This window comes from Amycolatopsis arida (genome assembly GCF_900115565.1).
Taxonomy (GTDB): Bacteria; Actinomycetota; Actinomycetes; order Mycobacteriales; family Pseudonocardiaceae; genus Yuhushiella; species Yuhushiella arida.
Window position 1 is genome coordinate 424309 of record NZ_FOWW01000004.1, and the last position, 16403, is coordinate 440711.

At 73.3% G+C, this 16403-nt stretch carries 13 protein-coding genes; 9 read left to right on the forward strand and 4 right to left on the reverse strand.

What is annotated here, in order from left to right:
* Window positions 1-91 precede the first annotated feature (91 nt).
* From BM051_RS15075 to dacB, 6 genes are all read left to right on the forward strand, one after another.
* Window positions 92-1606: an SLC13 family permease gene (locus tag BM051_RS15075; RefSeq protein WP_092530757.1), complete on the forward strand. Its 1515-nt coding sequence runs from the start codon at window positions 92-94 to the stop codon at window positions 1604-1606.
* A gap of 183 nt (window positions 1607-1789) precedes the next feature.
* Window positions 1790-3034 carry a glycoside hydrolase family 18 protein gene (locus BM051_RS15080; protein WP_092530758.1) on the forward strand — a complete coding sequence of 415 codons (1245 nt, stop codon included), beginning with the start codon at window positions 1790-1792 and terminating at the stop codon, window positions 3032-3034.
* A 74-nt stretch (window positions 3035-3108) separates the two neighbouring features.
* The gene (locus BM051_RS15085; protein WP_092530759.1) at window positions 3109-3774 is read left to right on the forward strand and encodes a DUF2461 domain-containing protein; all 666 of its coding nucleotides are present in this window, start codon (window positions 3109-3111) and stop codon (window positions 3772-3774) included.
* 73 nt (window positions 3775-3847) lie between these two features.
* On the forward strand, window positions 3848-5272 hold the full coding sequence (gene pyk / locus BM051_RS15090) for a pyruvate kinase (RefSeq protein ID WP_092530760.1): 1425 nt from the start codon (window positions 3848-3850) through the stop codon (window positions 5270-5272).
* A gap of 66 nt (window positions 5273-5338) precedes the next feature.
* Window positions 5339-6244, forward strand: a complete 906-nt coding sequence (locus BM051_RS15095) for an acyl-CoA thioesterase (protein ID WP_092530761.1) — start codon at window positions 5339-5341, stop codon at window positions 6242-6244.
* A 220-nt stretch (window positions 6245-6464) separates the two neighbouring features.
* The gene (gene dacB, locus BM051_RS15100; RefSeq protein WP_092530762.1) at window positions 6465-8024 is read left to right on the forward strand and encodes a D-alanyl-D-alanine carboxypeptidase/D-alanyl-D-alanine endopeptidase; all 1560 of its coding nucleotides are present in this window, start codon (window positions 6465-6467) and stop codon (window positions 8022-8024) included.
* 4 nt (window positions 8025-8028) lie between these two features.
* Here dacB and BM051_RS15105 read toward each other — a convergent pair whose 3' ends face one another.
* Window positions 8029-8355, reverse strand: a complete 327-nt coding sequence (locus BM051_RS15105; protein ID WP_092530763.1) for a hypothetical protein — start codon at window positions 8353-8355, stop codon at window positions 8029-8031.
* 381 nt (window positions 8356-8736) lie between these two features.
* On the opposite strand from BM051_RS15105, the gene BM051_RS15110 reads away from it, so the two are divergent.
* Window positions 8737-8928: a hypothetical protein gene (locus tag BM051_RS15110; RefSeq protein ID WP_092530764.1), complete on the forward strand. Its 192-nt coding sequence runs from the start codon at window positions 8737-8739 to the stop codon at window positions 8926-8928.
* 100 nt (window positions 8929-9028) lie between these two features.
* A complete protein-coding gene (locus BM051_RS15115) occupies window positions 9029-12034 on the forward strand; it encodes a helix-turn-helix transcriptional regulator (protein ID WP_092530765.1) in 3006 nt (1001 codons plus the stop codon).
* A 62-nt stretch (window positions 12035-12096) separates the two neighbouring features.
* Here the strand turns inward: BM051_RS15115 and BM051_RS15120 are convergent, their stop codons facing one another.
* From BM051_RS15120 to BM051_RS15130, 3 genes are all read right to left on the reverse strand, one after another.
* Window positions 12097-13704, reverse strand: a complete 1608-nt coding sequence (locus BM051_RS15120; RefSeq protein ID WP_092530905.1) for a succinic semialdehyde dehydrogenase — start codon at window positions 13702-13704, stop codon at window positions 12097-12099.
* A gap of 253 nt (window positions 13705-13957) precedes the next feature.
* The gene (locus BM051_RS29410; protein WP_208326028.1) at window positions 13958-14230 is read right to left on the reverse strand and encodes a hypothetical protein; all 273 of its coding nucleotides are present in this window, start codon (window positions 14228-14230) and stop codon (window positions 13958-13960) included.
* A 259-nt stretch (window positions 14231-14489) separates the two neighbouring features.
* Window positions 14490-15101, reverse strand: a complete 612-nt coding sequence (locus BM051_RS15130; RefSeq protein WP_092530766.1) for a TetR/AcrR family transcriptional regulator — start codon at window positions 15099-15101, stop codon at window positions 14490-14492.
* A gap of 118 nt (window positions 15102-15219) precedes the next feature.
* Between BM051_RS15130 and BM051_RS15135 the strand changes: the two genes are divergently transcribed.
* Window positions 15220-16371 carry an acyl-CoA dehydrogenase family protein gene (locus BM051_RS15135; protein WP_092530767.1) on the forward strand — a complete coding sequence of 384 codons (1152 nt, stop codon included), beginning with the start codon at window positions 15220-15222 and terminating at the stop codon, window positions 16369-16371.
* Window positions 16372-16403 lie beyond the last annotated feature (32 nt).

Sequence of the window (16403 nt, forward strand, 5' to 3'; positions counted from 1 at the left end):
ACGCGTGTCTGGGCACCTGTCCCGACGGAAACGGTGCTCGCGGACGGGGGCACACGGTACATTCCGGGCACTCGAGCCACGGAGGTGACGCATGTCGCAGGTGGAAGGCCGCGCGGTCGACGCGGGACCGGAGCGGGGCGGCGGGGGTGTGCGCCGCCGGTGGATCGGCGTCGGCGCCGGCCCGGTGCTCGCCCTGCTGGCCTTCCTGCTGTTGCCCGACACCCTGTCCACCACCGGCCGCGCCACCGCCGCGGTGGCGGTGCTGATGGCCGTGTGGTGGATGACCGAGGCGCTCCCGCTGGCCGCCACCGCGTTGCTGCCGCTGGTGCTGTTCCCGGTGTTCGGCGTGGCCGGGATCAAGGACGCCGCGAGCCCGTACGCCAACGACGTGATCTTCTTGTTCATGGGTGGGTTCATGCTGGCGTTGGCGATGCAGCGGTGGAACCTGCACAAGCGGATCGCGCTGCGCACGGTGCTCGCGGTCGGCACCAGGCCGGTGCTGCTCATCGCCGGGTTCATGATCGCCACCGCGTTCCTCAGCATGTGGGTCAGCAACACCGCGACCGCGGTGATGATGCTGCCGATCGGCATCTCCGTGCTGGGCCTGGTGTCCCAGCTCGGGGACGGCAGGGGCGATCCCAACTTCGCCACCGCGCTGATGCTCGGCATCGCCTACGCCGCCTCGATCGGCTCGCTCGGCACGATCATCGGCACTCCGCCGAACACGCTGCTGGTCGGCTACCTCGCCGACAACCACGGCATCCAGCTCGGCTTCGGCGAGTGGATGCTCTTCGGCGTGCCGCTCGCGGTGGTGTTCCTCGCGCTGGCCTGGCTGGTGCTCACCCGGCTGGTGTTCCCGCCGCGGCTGCGCGAGCTGCCCGGCGGCCGCGAGCTGATCCGTGAGCAGCTGCGCGAGATGGGGCCGATGAGCCGCGGCGAGTGGAACGCCCTCGTGGTGTTCGTCCTCGCGGCGCTGTCCTGGATCTTCGTTCCGGTGCTCGCCGACACCGACACGATCGGCGGCGCGCTGCCGTGGCTGTCGCGGATCTCCGACGCCGGCATCGCGATGACGGTCGCGGTGATCCTGTTCGTCCTGCCGGTCGACGCCCGCCGCGGGGTGCGCACGTTGGACTGGGACACGGCCAAGCAGCTGCCCTGGGGCGTGCTGCTGCTCTTCGGCGGAGGGTTGAGCCTGTCTGCCCAGTTCACCGACACCGGGCTGAGCACGTGGATCGGCGACCGGGTGGGTGGCCTCGGCGGGTTGCCCACGGTCCTGCTCGTCGCGGTGACCGTCGCGCTCGTCCTGCTGCTCACCGAGCTGACCAGCAACACCGCGACCGCCGCGGCGTTCCTGCCGATCCTCGGCGGTGTCGCGGTGGGCCTCGGGCACGGACCGATGCTGCTGGTCGTGCCGGCGGCGCTCGCCGCGACCTGCGCGTTCATGCTGCCGGTGGCCACCCCGCCGAACGCGATCGCGTTCGGCTCGCGGCACATCACCATGGGGCAGATGATCCGCGGCGGCGTCTGGCTGAACGTCGCCGCGCTGGTGCTGGTCACCCTGGCCGCCTACACGCTCGGCGCGTGGGTGCTCGGGCTCACCTTCTGAGCCGCTGCGGGCCTCCGACGAAAGTCGGGTGAATGGTCCACACCATTGACCGATTGGTCTAGTCCACTTAACGTCGAGTTGTCCCCTCCGTGCCCGGATGGCCACCTCGATGACCGCCAGGGGACGCCCAACGGTCGCCGACCCGGCGGGGCCGGCGGCTCCCTGCGGCAGTACGGAGCTCGTATGTTCACAGCAGCTCGACGCACTCTCCTGGCCGTGGTTGCCACGCTCGCGGCCGCCCTGATGACCGTGACGCTGGCCGCGCCCGCGGCGACCGGGTCGACCACCCGCGCGGCGGCCGGCCCGCCCGAGGCGACGGCGGTGGGCAAGACACTCGGCTACTTCGTCCAGTGGGGCGTCTACGGGCGCAACTACCACGTGAAGAACATCCACACCAGCGGCTCGGCCGCGAAGCTGACCCACATCAACTACGCGTTCGGCAACGTCAGCGGCGGCCGGTGCACCATCGGGGACGCCTACGCCGACTACGACAAGTTCTACAACGCCAGTCAGAGCGTGGACGGCGTGTCCGACACCTGGGACGCCGGCGCGCTGCGCGGCAACTTCGGCCAGCTCAAGCGGCTGAAGAAGATGTACCCGCACATCAAGGTGCTGTTCTCGTTCGGCGGCTGGACCTGGTCCGGCGGCTTCGGCGAGGCGGCGCGGAACCCGGCGGCGTTCGCCGAGTCGTGCTACCGCCTCGTGAACGACCCGCGCTGGGCGGGCGTCTTCGACGGCATCGACATCGACTGGGAGTACCCCAACGCCTGCGGCCTCACCTGCGACACCAGCGGCCCGACGGCCTTCACCAACCTGATGTCGGCGCTGCGCTCCCGGTTCGGCTCGCAGCTGGTCACCGCGGCGATCACCGCCGACGCCAGCCCCGGCGGCAAGCTGGACAAGGCCGACTATGCCGGCGCCGCCCGCCACGTCGACTGGTACAACGTGATGACCTACGACTTCTTCGGGGCGTGGGCGGCACAGGGCCCGACCGCGCCGCACTCGCCGCTCACCGCCTACCCCGGCATCCCCCAGCAGGGGTTCGACTCCGACGCGGCGATCCAGAAGCTCAGGAGCAAGGGTGTGCCGGCGAGCAAGCTCCTGCTGGGCCTGGGCTTCTACGGCCGCGGCTGGACCGGTGTCACGCAGAGCGCGCCGGGCGGGTCGGCCACCGGGCCGGCACCCGGGACCTACGAACAGGGCATCGAGGACTACAAGGTGCTGAAGACCCGCTGCCCGGCCACCGGCACGGTCGGCGGCACGGCCTACGCCCACTGCGGCAACCAGTGGTGGGGCTACGACACCCCGGCCACCATCCGGGGCAAGGTCGGCTACGCCCGCGCCCAGGGCCTCGGCGGCACCTTCTTCTGGGAGCTGTCCGGTGACACCGCGGGCGGTGAGCTGATCACCGCCATCCGCAACGGCTGAGCCGGTAGGGCCAGCGGGGGTCGCGGGGAGGGCCGGTCGGGACCGGCCCTCCCCGCGACCGCTATCGTCGGCCGGTGCGGTTCACCGGCTTCGGCGAGTACGCCATCGACTTCTTCGACGGACTGGTCGCCGACAACTCCAAGCCGTACTGGCAGGAGCACCAGCACGTCTACCGGCGCGACGTGCGCGAGCCGATGGAGGCGCTGCTGGCCGAGCTGGCGCCCGAGTTCGGCGCCGACTTCGGCGAGCCCAAGGTGTTCCGCCCCCACCGCGACGTCCGGTTCGCCCGGGACAAGCGCCCGTACAAGACACACTGCGGCGGGGTCATCGAGGCCGGCCGCGGCGGCGGCGCGTACTACGTCGAGGTCGGCCCGGCCGGGCTGCGGGTCGGCGGGGGCTGCTTCCACCTCGCTCCCGACCAGCTCGCCGCGTTCCGCCGCGCGGTCGACACGGACGTGCACGGCCGCGCGCTCGCGGAGATCGTCGACACCCTGCGCGGGGCGGGGTGGACTCTCGCCGGAGACGTGCTGAGGTCCCGGCCGCGCGGAGTCTCCGCCGACCACCCCCGGCTCGATCTGCTGCGGCACCGGTCGCTCTACGCGATCCGCACCTGGGAGCCGAACGACACGCTGCACGAGCGTGCCTGTCTCACCCGGGTGCGGCGGGCCTGGCGCGCGCTGCGCCCCCTCAACGAGTGGGCCCGCGACCACGTGGGTCTGAGCGAGCTGCCCCGCCGCTAGCGACGCGGGTGGTGTGTATCGATTTCGGGATCGGTACAGACGGACGGGCCCGAAGCGACTACCCTCATTGTCTGTGAGTCGACGCGGGAAGATCGTGTGCACGCTGGGTCCGGCGACCTCCACGGCGGAGAAGATCCGGGCGCTGGTGGACGCCGGCATGGACGTGGCCAGGATGAACTTCAGTCACGGTAGCCACGGCGACCACAAGCAGGTCTACGACCTGGTGCGGGCCGCCGCCGCGGAGAGCGGCCGTGCCGTGGGCGTCCTCGCCGACCTGCAGGGCCCGAAGATCCGGCTCGGCACGTTCGCCGGCGGCCCGGTGGAGTGGCGCACCGGCGACGTCGTCCGGATCACCGTCGAGGACGTCCAGGGCACCCACGACCGGGTCTCCACCACCTACAAGGGCCTGGCCAGGGACGCCAAGCCGGGTGACCGGCTGCTGGTTGACGACGGCAAGGTCGGCCTCGTCGTCCGGGAGGTGACCGGGCCGGACATGGTCTGCGAGGTCACCGAGGGCGGCCAGGTCAGCAACAACAAGGGCGTCTCGCTGCCCGGCATGGACGTGTCGGTGCCGGCGCTGTCCGGGAAGGACATCGAGGACCTCGAGTTCGCGCTCGAGCTCGGTGTGGACTTCATCGCGCTGTCGTTCGTCCGCTCGCCCGCCGACATCGACCTGGTGCACCAGGTGATGGACCGGGTGGGCCGGCCGCGGATCCCGGTGATCGCCAAGCTGGAGAAGCCCGAGGCGGTGTACAACCTCGAGGCGATCGTGCTCGCCTTCGACGGGGTGATGGTCGCCCGCGGCGACCTCGGCGTCGAGCTGCCGCTGGAGCAGGTGCCGCTGGTGCAGAAGCGGGCCATCCAGATCGCTCGGGAGAACGCCAAGCCGGTGATCGTGGCCACCCAGATGCTCGACTCCATGATCAACAACTCCCGGCCCACCCGCGCGGAGACCTCCGACGTGGCCAACGCGGTGCTCGACGGCGCCGACGCGGTCATGCTCTCCGGCGAGACCAGCGTCGGCCGCTACCCGATCGAGAGCGTGCGGACGATGAGCAAGATCGTCCAGGCCGTGGAGGCCGACTCGCCGACCGTGCCGCCGTTGAGCCATGTCCCGCGCACCAAGCGGGGCGTCATCTCCTACGCGGCGAAGGACATCGGGGAGCGGCTCAACGCGAAGGCGCTGGTCGCGTTCACCCAGTCCGGAGACACCGTGCGCCGGCTGGCCCGGCTGCACACCCGGCTGCCACTGCTCGCGTTCACCCCGGAGGAGAGCGTCCGCTGCCAGCTCGCGCTGACCTGGGGCACCACCACGCACATCGTGCCGAAGGTGGACCACACCGACGCCATGGTGCGCCAGGTCGACCACGCGATGCTGGAGATGGGCCGCTGCCAGCCGGGCGACCTCGTGGTGATCGTCGCGGGGTCGCCACCGGGCACGGTCGGCTCGACCAACCTCATTCGGGTGCACCGGCTCGGCGAAGAGGACCATGCCTGAGTGAGGTCGGTCAAATCCGGCCCGGAACGGTCGGTGCCGGTGATCGGCGGCGGATAGGGTCGCGGCATGACTGAGGCCGCGCGCGAAGCCGCCACCGGGCTGGACAGCGAGCAGGGGATCGGCGGGCAGACCGTGCTGGACCGGCTGGTCGCCCTGCTGGACCTGGAGAAGATCGAGGAGAACATCTTCCGCGGGGTCAGCCCGCCGCACTCGCCGGTGCGGGTCTTCGGCGGCCAGGTCGCCGGGCAGGCGCTGGTCGCGGCCGGCCGGACCGTGCCCCCGGAGCGGCAGGTGCACTCGCTGCACGCGTACTTCATCCGGTCGGGGGATCCGAGCGTGCCCATCGTCTACGAGGTGGACCGGATCCGCGACGGGCGCTCCTTCACCACCCGGCGCGCGGTCGCCATCCAGCACGGCAAGGCGATCTTCGCGCTGTCGGCGTCGTTCCAGAAGGAGGAGCCCGGCCTCGAGCACGCCGAGCCGATGCCGGACGTGCCGGACCCGGAGTCGCTGCCGACGCTGCCCGAGCGGGCCGGGCCGTACGCCGAGCGGCTGGGGCTGCGCAGTCGGCCGCGGCCGATCGACATCCGTTACGTCAACGACCCGCCGTGGGTCACCCGCGACACCGGCGAGCGCCCCGCGCGCAACCAGGTGTGGATGCGCGCCGACGGGGTGCTGCCCGACGAGCGCCTGCTGCACGTGTGCGTGCTGACCTACGCCTCGGACATGACGCTGCTCGACTCGGTGCTGGCCCGGCACGGCGTCTACTGGGACCTGGACCGGGTGATCGGCGCGAGTCTCGACCACGCGTTGTGGTTCCACCGCCCGTTCCGGGCCGACGAGTGGTTCCTCTACGACAGCGCCTCGCCCACCGCGTCGGGTGCCCGCGGCCTGGCCACCGGGCGGTTCTTCGCCGCCGACGGCCGGCACATCGCCACGGTCGTACAGGAGGGGCTGCTCCGGGTGGCGTAACAGTGCCGGTAGATACCAGTCCGACCGAAAGTAGCCTTGCGCCCGGGTTGCCACGGTGCGGTAGTCTGCCTACTTTCGGTCTCCTTGGTAAGCGCTCACCACATCGCCTCCGATCCGGTTGATCGCTATCATCGGCGCACCGTGCCGAGGGTGCCGGCGATGGGGGTGGCCCATGTCCCGATGTCCGCAGTTCCGACGTGTCCCGTCCCGACCGGGGCGGGTGGCCGTCCTGGTGGCGCTGCTCGCCGCGCTGGTGGTCGCGCCCGCGGGGGCACCGAGCGCCACCGGTGACGACGCGCTCGGTCGGGACCTGAGCGCCGTCCTCGCCGCGCCCGCGTTCGCCGGCGCCGACATCGGCCTCGTGGTCCGCAGGGCCGACACCGGCGAGGTGCTGTTCGACCGGCAGGGCGACCGCCGACGCCAGCCTGCGTCCAACGGCAAGCTGCTCACCGGCGCGCTGGCGTTGGACCGCCTCGGCCCGGAGCACCGCTTCCGCACCACCGTCGAGTCGCCCGCGCGGCGGGTGGGTCCGGTGCTCACCGGCGACCTGTACCTGCGCGGCGGCGGCGACCCGACCATGCTCGCCGCGGACTACGACGCGCTCGCCGCTCACCTGGCCCACGCCGGGATCCGGCTGGTCCGGGGCCGGCTGGTGGCCGACGACACGTACTTCGACGACGTCCGGCTCGGCCTCGGCTGGGCGTGGGACGACGAGCCGTACTACTACAACGCGCAGATCTCCGCGCTGACCATCGCGCCGGACACCGACTACGACGCCGGCTCGGTGATCGTCCGGGTCACCCCGGGTGCCGCCGGTGCCGCGCCGACCGTCGAGGTCGAGCCGCCGAACACCTACGTGACCGTGCGGTCCACGGCGACCACCGGCGCGGCCGGCGGACCCACTACGCTGGTGGTCGACCGGGAGCATGGCGGCAACACCATCACCGTCACCGGCAGCATTCCCGCCGGCCGCTCGCCGGTGACCGAGTACATGGCCGTGTGGGAGCCGACCGGGCTGGCCGCGGCCGTGTTCCGGGACGCGCTGCGCCGGCACGGCGTGCACGTGGTCGGCGGCACCGCCACCGGAGCCACGCCGCCCGGCGCGGCCGTGCTCGCCGAGCGGCGGTCGATGCCGGTGCGCGAGCTGATGCTGCCGTTCATGAAGCTGTCGAACAACATGCACGCCGAGGCGCTGGTGAAGGAAGCCGGCAGGGCCGCCGGCGGCGCCGGGAGCTGGCCGGCGGGGCTGGCCCGGCTGCGGGCGGCGATCGCCGGGCTCGGCGTCGACCCGGCCCGCACCGCGGTCGTCGACGGATCGGGACTGTCCAGGATGGACCAGGTGTCCCCGGCCCAGCTGGCGGAGCTGCTGCTGGCCGCCCGCGACCGGCCGTGGTTCCCGGACTTTCATGCGTCGCTGCCGGTGGCCGGGGTCGCCGACCGTGCGGTCGGCGGCACGTTGCGCAACCGGATGCGGGACACCGCCGCCGAGGGCAGGGTGCGGGCCAAGACCGGCACGCTCACCGGGGTGAGCGCGCTGTCCGGCTACGTCACCGCGGCCGACGGCACCGAGTTGGTGTTCGCCATGGTCAGCAACCAGACGCTGACCAGCGCCAAGCCACTCGAGGACGCGGTGGCGATCCGGCTGGCGCAGTACGCCGGCGCGGCCGACCGGCGACAGCCGGTGGCGGTTCCCGAACCGCGCTCGGCCGGCATGGATGGCACAGCCGGCGCGGACGGCACGGAAGTGGAGCTCGAGTGCAGCTGGCGCAAGGCCTGCTGAGAGGTCACCGGGTGTAGCCCGCCCGCCCCCGGTGCCGGCGGGCGGGGAACTCCGGCAGCCCCGTGGGGTCGGTGGCGCCCAGCCGTAGCTGCGCGGCCAGGTAGGCGCGGCACGGGATGCGGCCGCGCCGCCAGAACAGCAGCCGGGTGCGCCGGGGCCGGCACGTCACGCAGCGCCCGTGCGCGTCGAGCCGGTGCTCGGCCAGCACCGCACGCAGCGCGGCGGCCAGCGCCTCGACCTCGCCGGCGGGGCCGCCGTGTCGGGCGAGCTCGGCGAGCCGCCGGTGCACGGCGGCCTGCAGCGGGCTGACGACGGGGTCGCGCGGCCCCACGGCTCACCTCCCGACCTGGCGGTACCGTCCGTGAGCGTACCCCGACCGACCGTGCGGCGACGGCTGAGAAGCCGAGGCGGGAGGAGCGCGGCCTGGGGTCGCAGCGCGACCTGCACCGGACACGCGACGACCGCCGGCGACGGGTCGCGGTGGGGAGGAGCGTGGCCGGAAGGACCGCCACGCGGCGACCATCGCGCACCGCCGGCCGCGGGAGGGCTGGTCGCGCCGGTGCCCTTACCCGCGTGGGTGCCGCGTCCGCCGCGGGTGGCGGGGTAAGGGATCGCGGCGGTCCTCGGCGGCGTGATCGTCGGATGCCGATGCCCACCCCTTACGACGACTCTGAGTTTCACCAAAGGTGGATCTCGAAAGGTCGGAGGGACGATGACCACGGACTGGTTGTTGTGGGACGCGGTGCGGGCCGAGGCGGCCTACCGTGTGGAGGAGATGCGCAAGGCCGGGCGCGTGCAGCGGATCGGCGCCAGCCGGCGGAGCGCGAAGCGGACCGAGGCCGGGGTGCCGCGGCAGCGGCGCGGCGAGCACGAGCGCGTCGAGCGGACCGGGCGTGCCCGGTGACGCGCACCGGTCGGGTGGGACCGCCCACCCGGCCGGTGGCGCGCTGGCGCGTGCGCCCGCAGTGAAAACGATGGCGGAACTGTCGGACCGGTAGGCCACAATGCATCTCGTGCCTCGCCTCGGATCCGGAATCCCCCTCGTCGCCCGCGCCGCCGAGCTCGGCAGGCTGCGGGAGGCGTTCGCGCGCGCCGAGGCCGGCGCGGCCGGGGCGGTGCTGGTCGGTGGCGACGCCGGGGTCGGCAAGACCCGGCTGGTCACCGAGCTGGCCGAGCACGCCGCCGCGGCCGGCGCGCTGGTGCTCACCGGGCGGTGCCTCGACGTGCGCGAGGGTGGCCTGCCGTACCTGCCGTTCGCCGAGGCACTCACCCCGCTGGCGACGGCCGACGACGCGGCCGTGCTCGCCGCGATGCGCAATCGGCCGGCGCTCGGCCGGCTGCTGCCGCAGCTCGCGCCGGCGGGTGCCTCGGCGGGTGCGCACCACCAGCCGCTGCCGCCGGCGGCGCAGGACTCGCTGGGCCGCGGCACCAGCGAGCAGGATCTCGGTCAGCTGCAGTTGTTCGACGCGATACTGGGGGTGCTGACCGAGCTGGCCGCCGACCGGCCGGTGGTGCTGGTGGTGGAGGACCTGCACTGGGCCGACACGTCCACCCGCAACCTGCTGTCGTTCCTGATCTCCCGGCTGCGGGCGCAGCGGCTGCTGCTGGTGGCCAGCTACCGGGAGGAGGACGTGCACCGTCGGCACCCGCTGCGGCCGGTGCTCGCCGAGCTGGTCCGGCTGCCGGCGGTGCAGCGGATCGACCTGCCGCCGATGGGTGAGGCGGACGCGCGGGCGCTCGTCGAGGCGCTGGCCGAGGGTCCGCTCGACCCGGCACTGGTCGACACGGTGGTGGAGCGGTCCGAGGGCAACCCGTTCTTCGCCGAGGAGCTGCTCGCCTCGGGACCCGCGTGCGCCGACCTGCCGGCCGGGCTGGCCGAGGTGCTGCTCGCCCGGCTCGAGCGGCTGCCCGCCGACGCCCGCCAGGTGGTGCGGGTGGCGTCGGTGGCCAACGGGCGGGTGTCGCACGCGGCGCTGGCCGAGGTGTCCGGGCTGGGGGAGCGGGAGCTGGACGAGGCGCTGCGCGCCGCCGTGCAACACCACGTGCTGGTCGTCGAGCGGGGCTACTACGCGTTCCGGCACGCCCTGCTGCGCGAGGCCGTGTACGGCGACCTGCTGCCGGGGGAGCGGTCCCGGATGCACGCCGCGTACGCCGCGCGGCTGCTGGGCCAGCCGGACGTGCGTGGGCGGGACGCGGCGCTGGCCTACCACAGCCTGCAGAGCAACGACCTGCCGACGGCGCTGGCCGCCGCCGTCCGCGCGGCCGACCAGGCCGAGAAGCTGGGCGCGCCGGGATCGGCGCTCGGGCACGTCGAGCAGGCGCTGCGGATCTGGGACGCGGTGCCCGCGGAGCAGCGCCCGGACGGGGTGGACGAGCACGAGCTGCTGCACGAGGCGTCCTACTTCGCCGGCGCCTCCGGCCAGCCGGAGCGTTCGATCGCCTATGCCCGTTCAGCCGTCGCCGCGCTGGACGGCACGGTCCGTGCCGAGCGGGCCGCCAAGACCTGGCGGCGGCTGGCCCTGGCGCTGATGAGCCTGGACAGCACCCGCGACGAGGCGGTCGAGGCGGTGGAGCGGGCGTGGGAGCTGGTCGCCGACGCCGAGCCGAGCCCGGCGCGGGTCTGGGTGCTGGCCACCAGGGCGCAGTTCCTGCGCAACACCGGCCAGTTCGCCGAGGCGCTGCGGTGCGCGCAGGCCGCCGTGGCCGACGCGCGCACGGTCGGCTCGCCGGCCGGCGAGGCCGACGCGCTGGTCGTGCTCGGCGCGCTCACCGAGCACGACGGTGAGGTCGCCAGGGCCCGTGAGTTGCTCGACGAGGCGATGCGGAAGGCGCACGCCGCCGACGCGTCGGCGGTGGCGCTGCGCGCGCTGTACTTCCTCGGACTGAGCCACGACGATCACGGCGAGCTCGACCGGGCACAGGCCACCTACCGGCGGGCACTGGACTACGCCGAGGAGGCGGGGCTGACCTGGAGCTCCTTCGGCATCGAGATCCGGCTCAAGCACCTGTTCCTGCGCTACGTCACCGGGGACTGGCCGGAGGTGGACGCCGCCGTGCTGCCCGAGCGGACCGGATCGACCGTGGTGACCGCGCGGATGGCGGCGGCATGGGCGCACATCGCGGTCGGCCGGGGTGACCTGGCCGTGGCCGAGCGGCTGGTGGCCGACGTGGCCGAGCAATGGCGGACCGACACCCAGATCCCGCTGTCGGGCGGGGCGGCCCGGGCTGAGCTGGCGTTCTGGCGGGGAGATCACGCCGTGGCGGTACGCGGGGTGCGGGAGACCGTCGGCTGGCTCGAGGAGTTCACCCCGTGGCAGCTCGGCGGCATCCGGCTGGGCGCCATCGGCATCACCGCCGCGGCCGCGTGGGCGGCGAGCGCCCGGTTGCGCGGTGACGACGAGGCGGTGACCACCGCCGTTGCCGAGGGTGGGGCCCTGCTGGAGCACGTCCGCGGGTGCGCGGCCAAGGGGTGGCCGCGCACCGGCACGCTCGGTCCGGAGGGGCGGGCCTGGCTGGCGCGGGCGGAGGCCGCGGCGACTTGCCTGACCGGTGCGCCGGACCCGGAGCTGTGGGCGGAGGCCGTGCGGGCGTTCGACTACGGCGCGGTGTACGAGCAGGCGATCTGCCGGTGGCAGCGGGCGGAGGCACTGCTGGCGCACGACGGCGCCGCGAACGCCGCGGCGGCCGCCGAGGAGCTGGCCGACGCGGCCGCGGTGGCGGAGCGGCTGGGCGCGCGGCCGCTGCGCGACGCGGTGCGCGACACCGCCCGGCGGGCGCGGGTGGACCTACCCGGCCAGGCGGCACGGCGGGACGTGGTGAGCCCGCTCACCGATCGGGAGCTGGCGGTGCTGCGCCAGGTGGCGCTCGGCCGGACCAACCGGCAGGTGGGCGCCGAGCTGTACATCAGCGAGAAGACGGTGAGCGTGCACCTGTCCAGGGCGATGGCCAAGCTGGGCGCGAGCCGCCGCGCGGAAGCCGTCGCCATCGCCTACGACCGCGGCCTCCTCTGACGCGGAGTTCGACGTTCCCGACGCCGAGTTCGACGTTCGGGATGACGGAATTCCGCGCCGCACTACCGGCCGGGCAGCCGCCGCAGGGCTTTCAGGCTCACGGTCATGGCCCGGGTCCACAGCGCCGGCGGCATGCCGCGGAACGGCCGCAGCCGCAGGCCGCGCTGCACCGCGATCGACTGCGACTCGGTGTACTTCAGCAGCCCCTCGGCGCCGTTGCGCCGGCCGACGCCGGACTCCTTCATCCCGCCCATCGGCACCCCGACGCTGCCGAAGGTCGCGGCGAACCCCTCGTTGACGTTCACCGTCCCGGCCTTCAGCCGTGCGGCCAGCGCCCACCCGGCCCGGGTGTCCCGCGTCCAGACGCTGGCGTTCAGCCCGTACTTCGTGTCGTTGGCCCGCTCGATCGCATCGTCGACGTTCGCGTACCCGTAGATCGCCACCACCGGGCCGAACGTCTCCTCCCGGAACAGCCGCGCCGACTCGGGCACGTCGGTCACGATCGTCGGCTCGTAGAACAGCGGCCCCAGGTCCGGCCGGGCCCGCCCACCGGTCAGCACCCGCGCCCCCCGCTCCCGGGCGTCCGCCACGTGCGCGTCCACCGCCGCGAGCTGCTCGGCCGAGGTCAACGACCCCATGTCCGCGCCGTAGTCGAGTGCGGCCCCGAGCCGCAGCGCCTCGGTGCGCTCGACGAACGCCCTGGTGAACTCCTCCCGGATGCCGTCGTGCACGTAGATCCGCTCCACCGACACGCACAGCTGGCCGGCCGAGGAGAAGCACGCGGTCACCGCGCCCGCGGCCGCCTTCGCCACGTCGGCGTCGGGCAGCACCACCATGGGGTTCTTGCCGCCGAGCTCCAGCGAGTACCCGGTGAGCCGCTGGGCGACCTGCCCGGCGAGCGCCTTCCCGGTCGGTGTCGAGCCGGTGAAGCACAGGTAGTCCGACTCCTCCACCAGCGCCGCGCCGATGGTGGACCCACGGCCCAGCACCACCCGCCACACCCCGGCCGGCAACCCCGCCTCCTCGGCGAGCTCGTGCAGCCACAGCGCGGGCAGCGCCGTCTGGTTGTCGGGCTTCTGCACCACCGCGTTTCCCGCCATCAGCGCGGGCAACACGTCCATGGCGGTCAGCGCCAGCGGGTAGTTCCACGGTGAGATCACCCCGACCACGCCCTTCGGGTGGCGGACCTCCCCGGCCCTGGTCAACGCCGGGATCACGCCCGCGGCCCGCCGGGGCCGCAGGATCCGCGCGCTGTGCCGGCCGTAGTAGGCGGCGACCAGCGCGGTCGACGCCACCTCGTCGAACGCGTCGATCCGCGCCTTGCCCGCTTCCACCTGGATCAGGTCGAGCACCTCGTCCTGCCGGTCCAGCACCAGATCGTGCAGCCGGACGAGGACGCGTTGGCGCTCGGCGACCGGCCGCGCCGCCCACGCCTGCTGGGCCTGCCGGGCCGCGGCGAACGCGGCGCGGGTGTCGGCGTCGGTGGCCTGCGGCAGCGTCGCGGTGAGCGACCCGGTGAACGGTGAGGTCGTCTCCACCGGCGCCGAATCCTTGCCGCCGGTCACCCGCCCGACCAGGGTCGCCGCCCGCGTCGCCGGTGGCGCGCCCGCGACGCCGCCGATGGTGCTCGGTACGTCCCTGCCCAAGGATTGCGGTGTCGTGCTGGTCATCGCCGCCTCCGTGTCCGCGCCCACTGGTTACCGACGAGTAGAGCATACCGCCGGTACGCGAACGATGGCGGCCGTCGTCAGCTCGGGTGGGCTCGCCGGCGGCGCTCGGGGGAGAAGGTGTCGATGGTGCCGGGCCCCTGGTCCGGCTCGGCGTCCCAGCCACGGAGCTTCGCCACCAGCCGCTGGTAACGGCCGCCGGTCGGGGCACGGTGATCTCGCCGGGCGGAACCTCGGACTCGATCTCGTAGAGGAATCACCGGGCGACGGACAGCAGCACCGGGGCCGCGGCGGGGGTGAGCCGCACGGACAGCGTGCTGCCCTCGATCCGGAAGTGTTCCGCCTCGCCCTCGGCGAGGACGGGCCAGCCGTTGGCGCTCGTCGCCCCCTGCCACGTCCTGCCGGCGGCGGGCGCGGTGGCGTGCGCGGCGATGACGACGGCCGCCACGAGGAACACCGCCGTGGCGGCGTTGAGCGGCCAGGCCACCACGTTCACGCTGACCCCGTCCGGCCACACGCAGCGCGCCACGACGGGGCAGTCGAAGAAGCTCGTGCCGGTTCGCGGGGGCGCCGGTTACGAGTCGATCCCGGCTCCGCACGGTGAGCATTCGATGGCGTGCGGTACGCATGCTGGCCGCGATCCGGCCACCCTGGCCGGGTCCGCGTTCGACAACGCATAGCCGGGTCGGGCCCAGGGGTTCGCGAACGCGAACGTCACGGCGCGGGCGCGCGGACCTCATCACTGGTAGAGCGGGTCGGCCCGAGCGAGGGCCGGGCCGACCCGCGCCTCAGCCACCCGCGTACAGCTGCACAGCGAGGCGCTTCCACTCCTCGATCAGTTGCTTGCGCCGCTTGGGATCGCCACCGAGCTCGGCGTCGAGCGCGAGGCCACGGGTGAGGTTGACGGTCAGCCAGAACAGCGTCTCCACCCGTTCCCGCGGCGCCGTGCCGGCGGCCGCGGCGATGTTCTCCAGGACGGACCGGCCCAGCGCCCGGTCGACCGGCCGCATGGCCGCCCTGAGCTCGGGGTCCGTGCGCGCCGCGACCCACAGCTCGGTCACCGCGGTCGACAGCGTGCCGGAGTAGGCCTCCCACAGCAGGTCGATGGCGGCGGCCACCCGTTCCGGCCCGGCCGGAAGGTCCGCCATCGAGCCGAGGCGCTGCGCCTTCAGCCGCTCGGTGAGGTGCTCGATGGCGGCGGCCATCAGCTCGGCCTTGTCGGTGAAGTGGTGCTGCACGGCGCCCTTGGACACGCCGGCCCGCGCGCAGATCTCCTGCACGGAGGTGCGTGCGTAGCCGATCTCCACCAGGCAGTCGATCGTCGCGTCGAGCAGCGCCGCCCGGGTCCGCTCCCGCCGCTCGGCCTGCGTGCGGTGCCGCCGCGGTGTCGTGTCCGGCACGGCTCACTCCCGCCTCGGTCTTTACCGGTCGTCCGGCTCGACGGTACATTCCAGCTGGAACTTACATCCCGGCTGGAATGTTTGCCACCGACGGCCGGAGCGGATCAGGAGGCTTGCCGTGGCGCTGCAGAGGCACCGGAGTTCGTGGAGCGACGACGACCTGGAGGAGTTCCGGGAGCTGGCGCGCACGTTCTGCCAGAAGGAGCTGACCCCCAACCAGGAGCGGTGGATCGAGAACAAGCAGGTCGACCGGGAGCTGTGGACCAAGGCGGGCGAGGTCGGCCTGCTCGCGCTGTCCGTTCCCGAGGAGTACGGCGGGGGCGGGGGCACGTTCGCCCACGAGACCGTGCTGCTCGAGGAGCAGGCCCGCTCCGGTGACGGCGCCTGGGGCGTGGCCGTGCACAGCGGCATCGTCGCGCACTACCTGCTGGCGTACGCGGCGGAGGAGAGGAAGCGGGAATGGCTGCCCAAGCTCGCCAGCGGCGAGTACGTCGGCGCGATCGCGATGACCGAGCCGGGCACCGGGTCGGACCTGCAGAGCATCAGGACCCGCGCCGTGCGCGACGGTGACTCCTACGTGGTCAACGGCGCGAAGACGTTCATCACCAACGGCGCGCAGGCCGACCTGGTGGTCGTGGCGGTGAAGACCGACCCGGACGCCGGCGCGCAGGGCGTCTCGCTGCTCGTGGTGGAGACCGACACGCCGGGCTTCCGCCGGGGTCGGGTACTGGACAAGGTCGGGCTCAAGGGGCAGGACACCGCCGAGCTGTTCTTCGACGACGTGCGGGTGCCCGCGGCGAACCTGCTCGGCGAGCAGGAGGGGCTCGGCTTCGTCCAGCTCATGCAGCAGCTGCCGCAGGAACGCCTGCTCATCGCGGTGACCGCGGTGGCCGGCATGGAGGCCGCGATCGACCAGACGATCGCCTACACCAAGGACCGCACCGCGTTCGGCCGGCCGATCTTCACCTTCCAGAACACGAAGTTCACCCTCGCGCAGGCGGCCACCGAGGCCGCGGTCGCCCGGGCCTTCCTCGACCAGTGCGTCGAGCGGCACCTGCGCGGCGAGCTCGACGTGCAGGGCGCGGCGATGGTCAAGCTGTGGACCACCGACCGGGTGAACAAGGTGATCGACGACTGCCTGCAGCTGTTCGGTGGCTACGGCTACATGACCGAGTACCCGATCGCCCGGGCCTGGGCCGACGTCCGGATCGCCCGGATCTTCGGCGGCACCAACGAGATCATGAAGGAGATCATCTCCCGCACGCTGTGACCGGGCGATCGAAGGAAAGGACGCAGTGACGT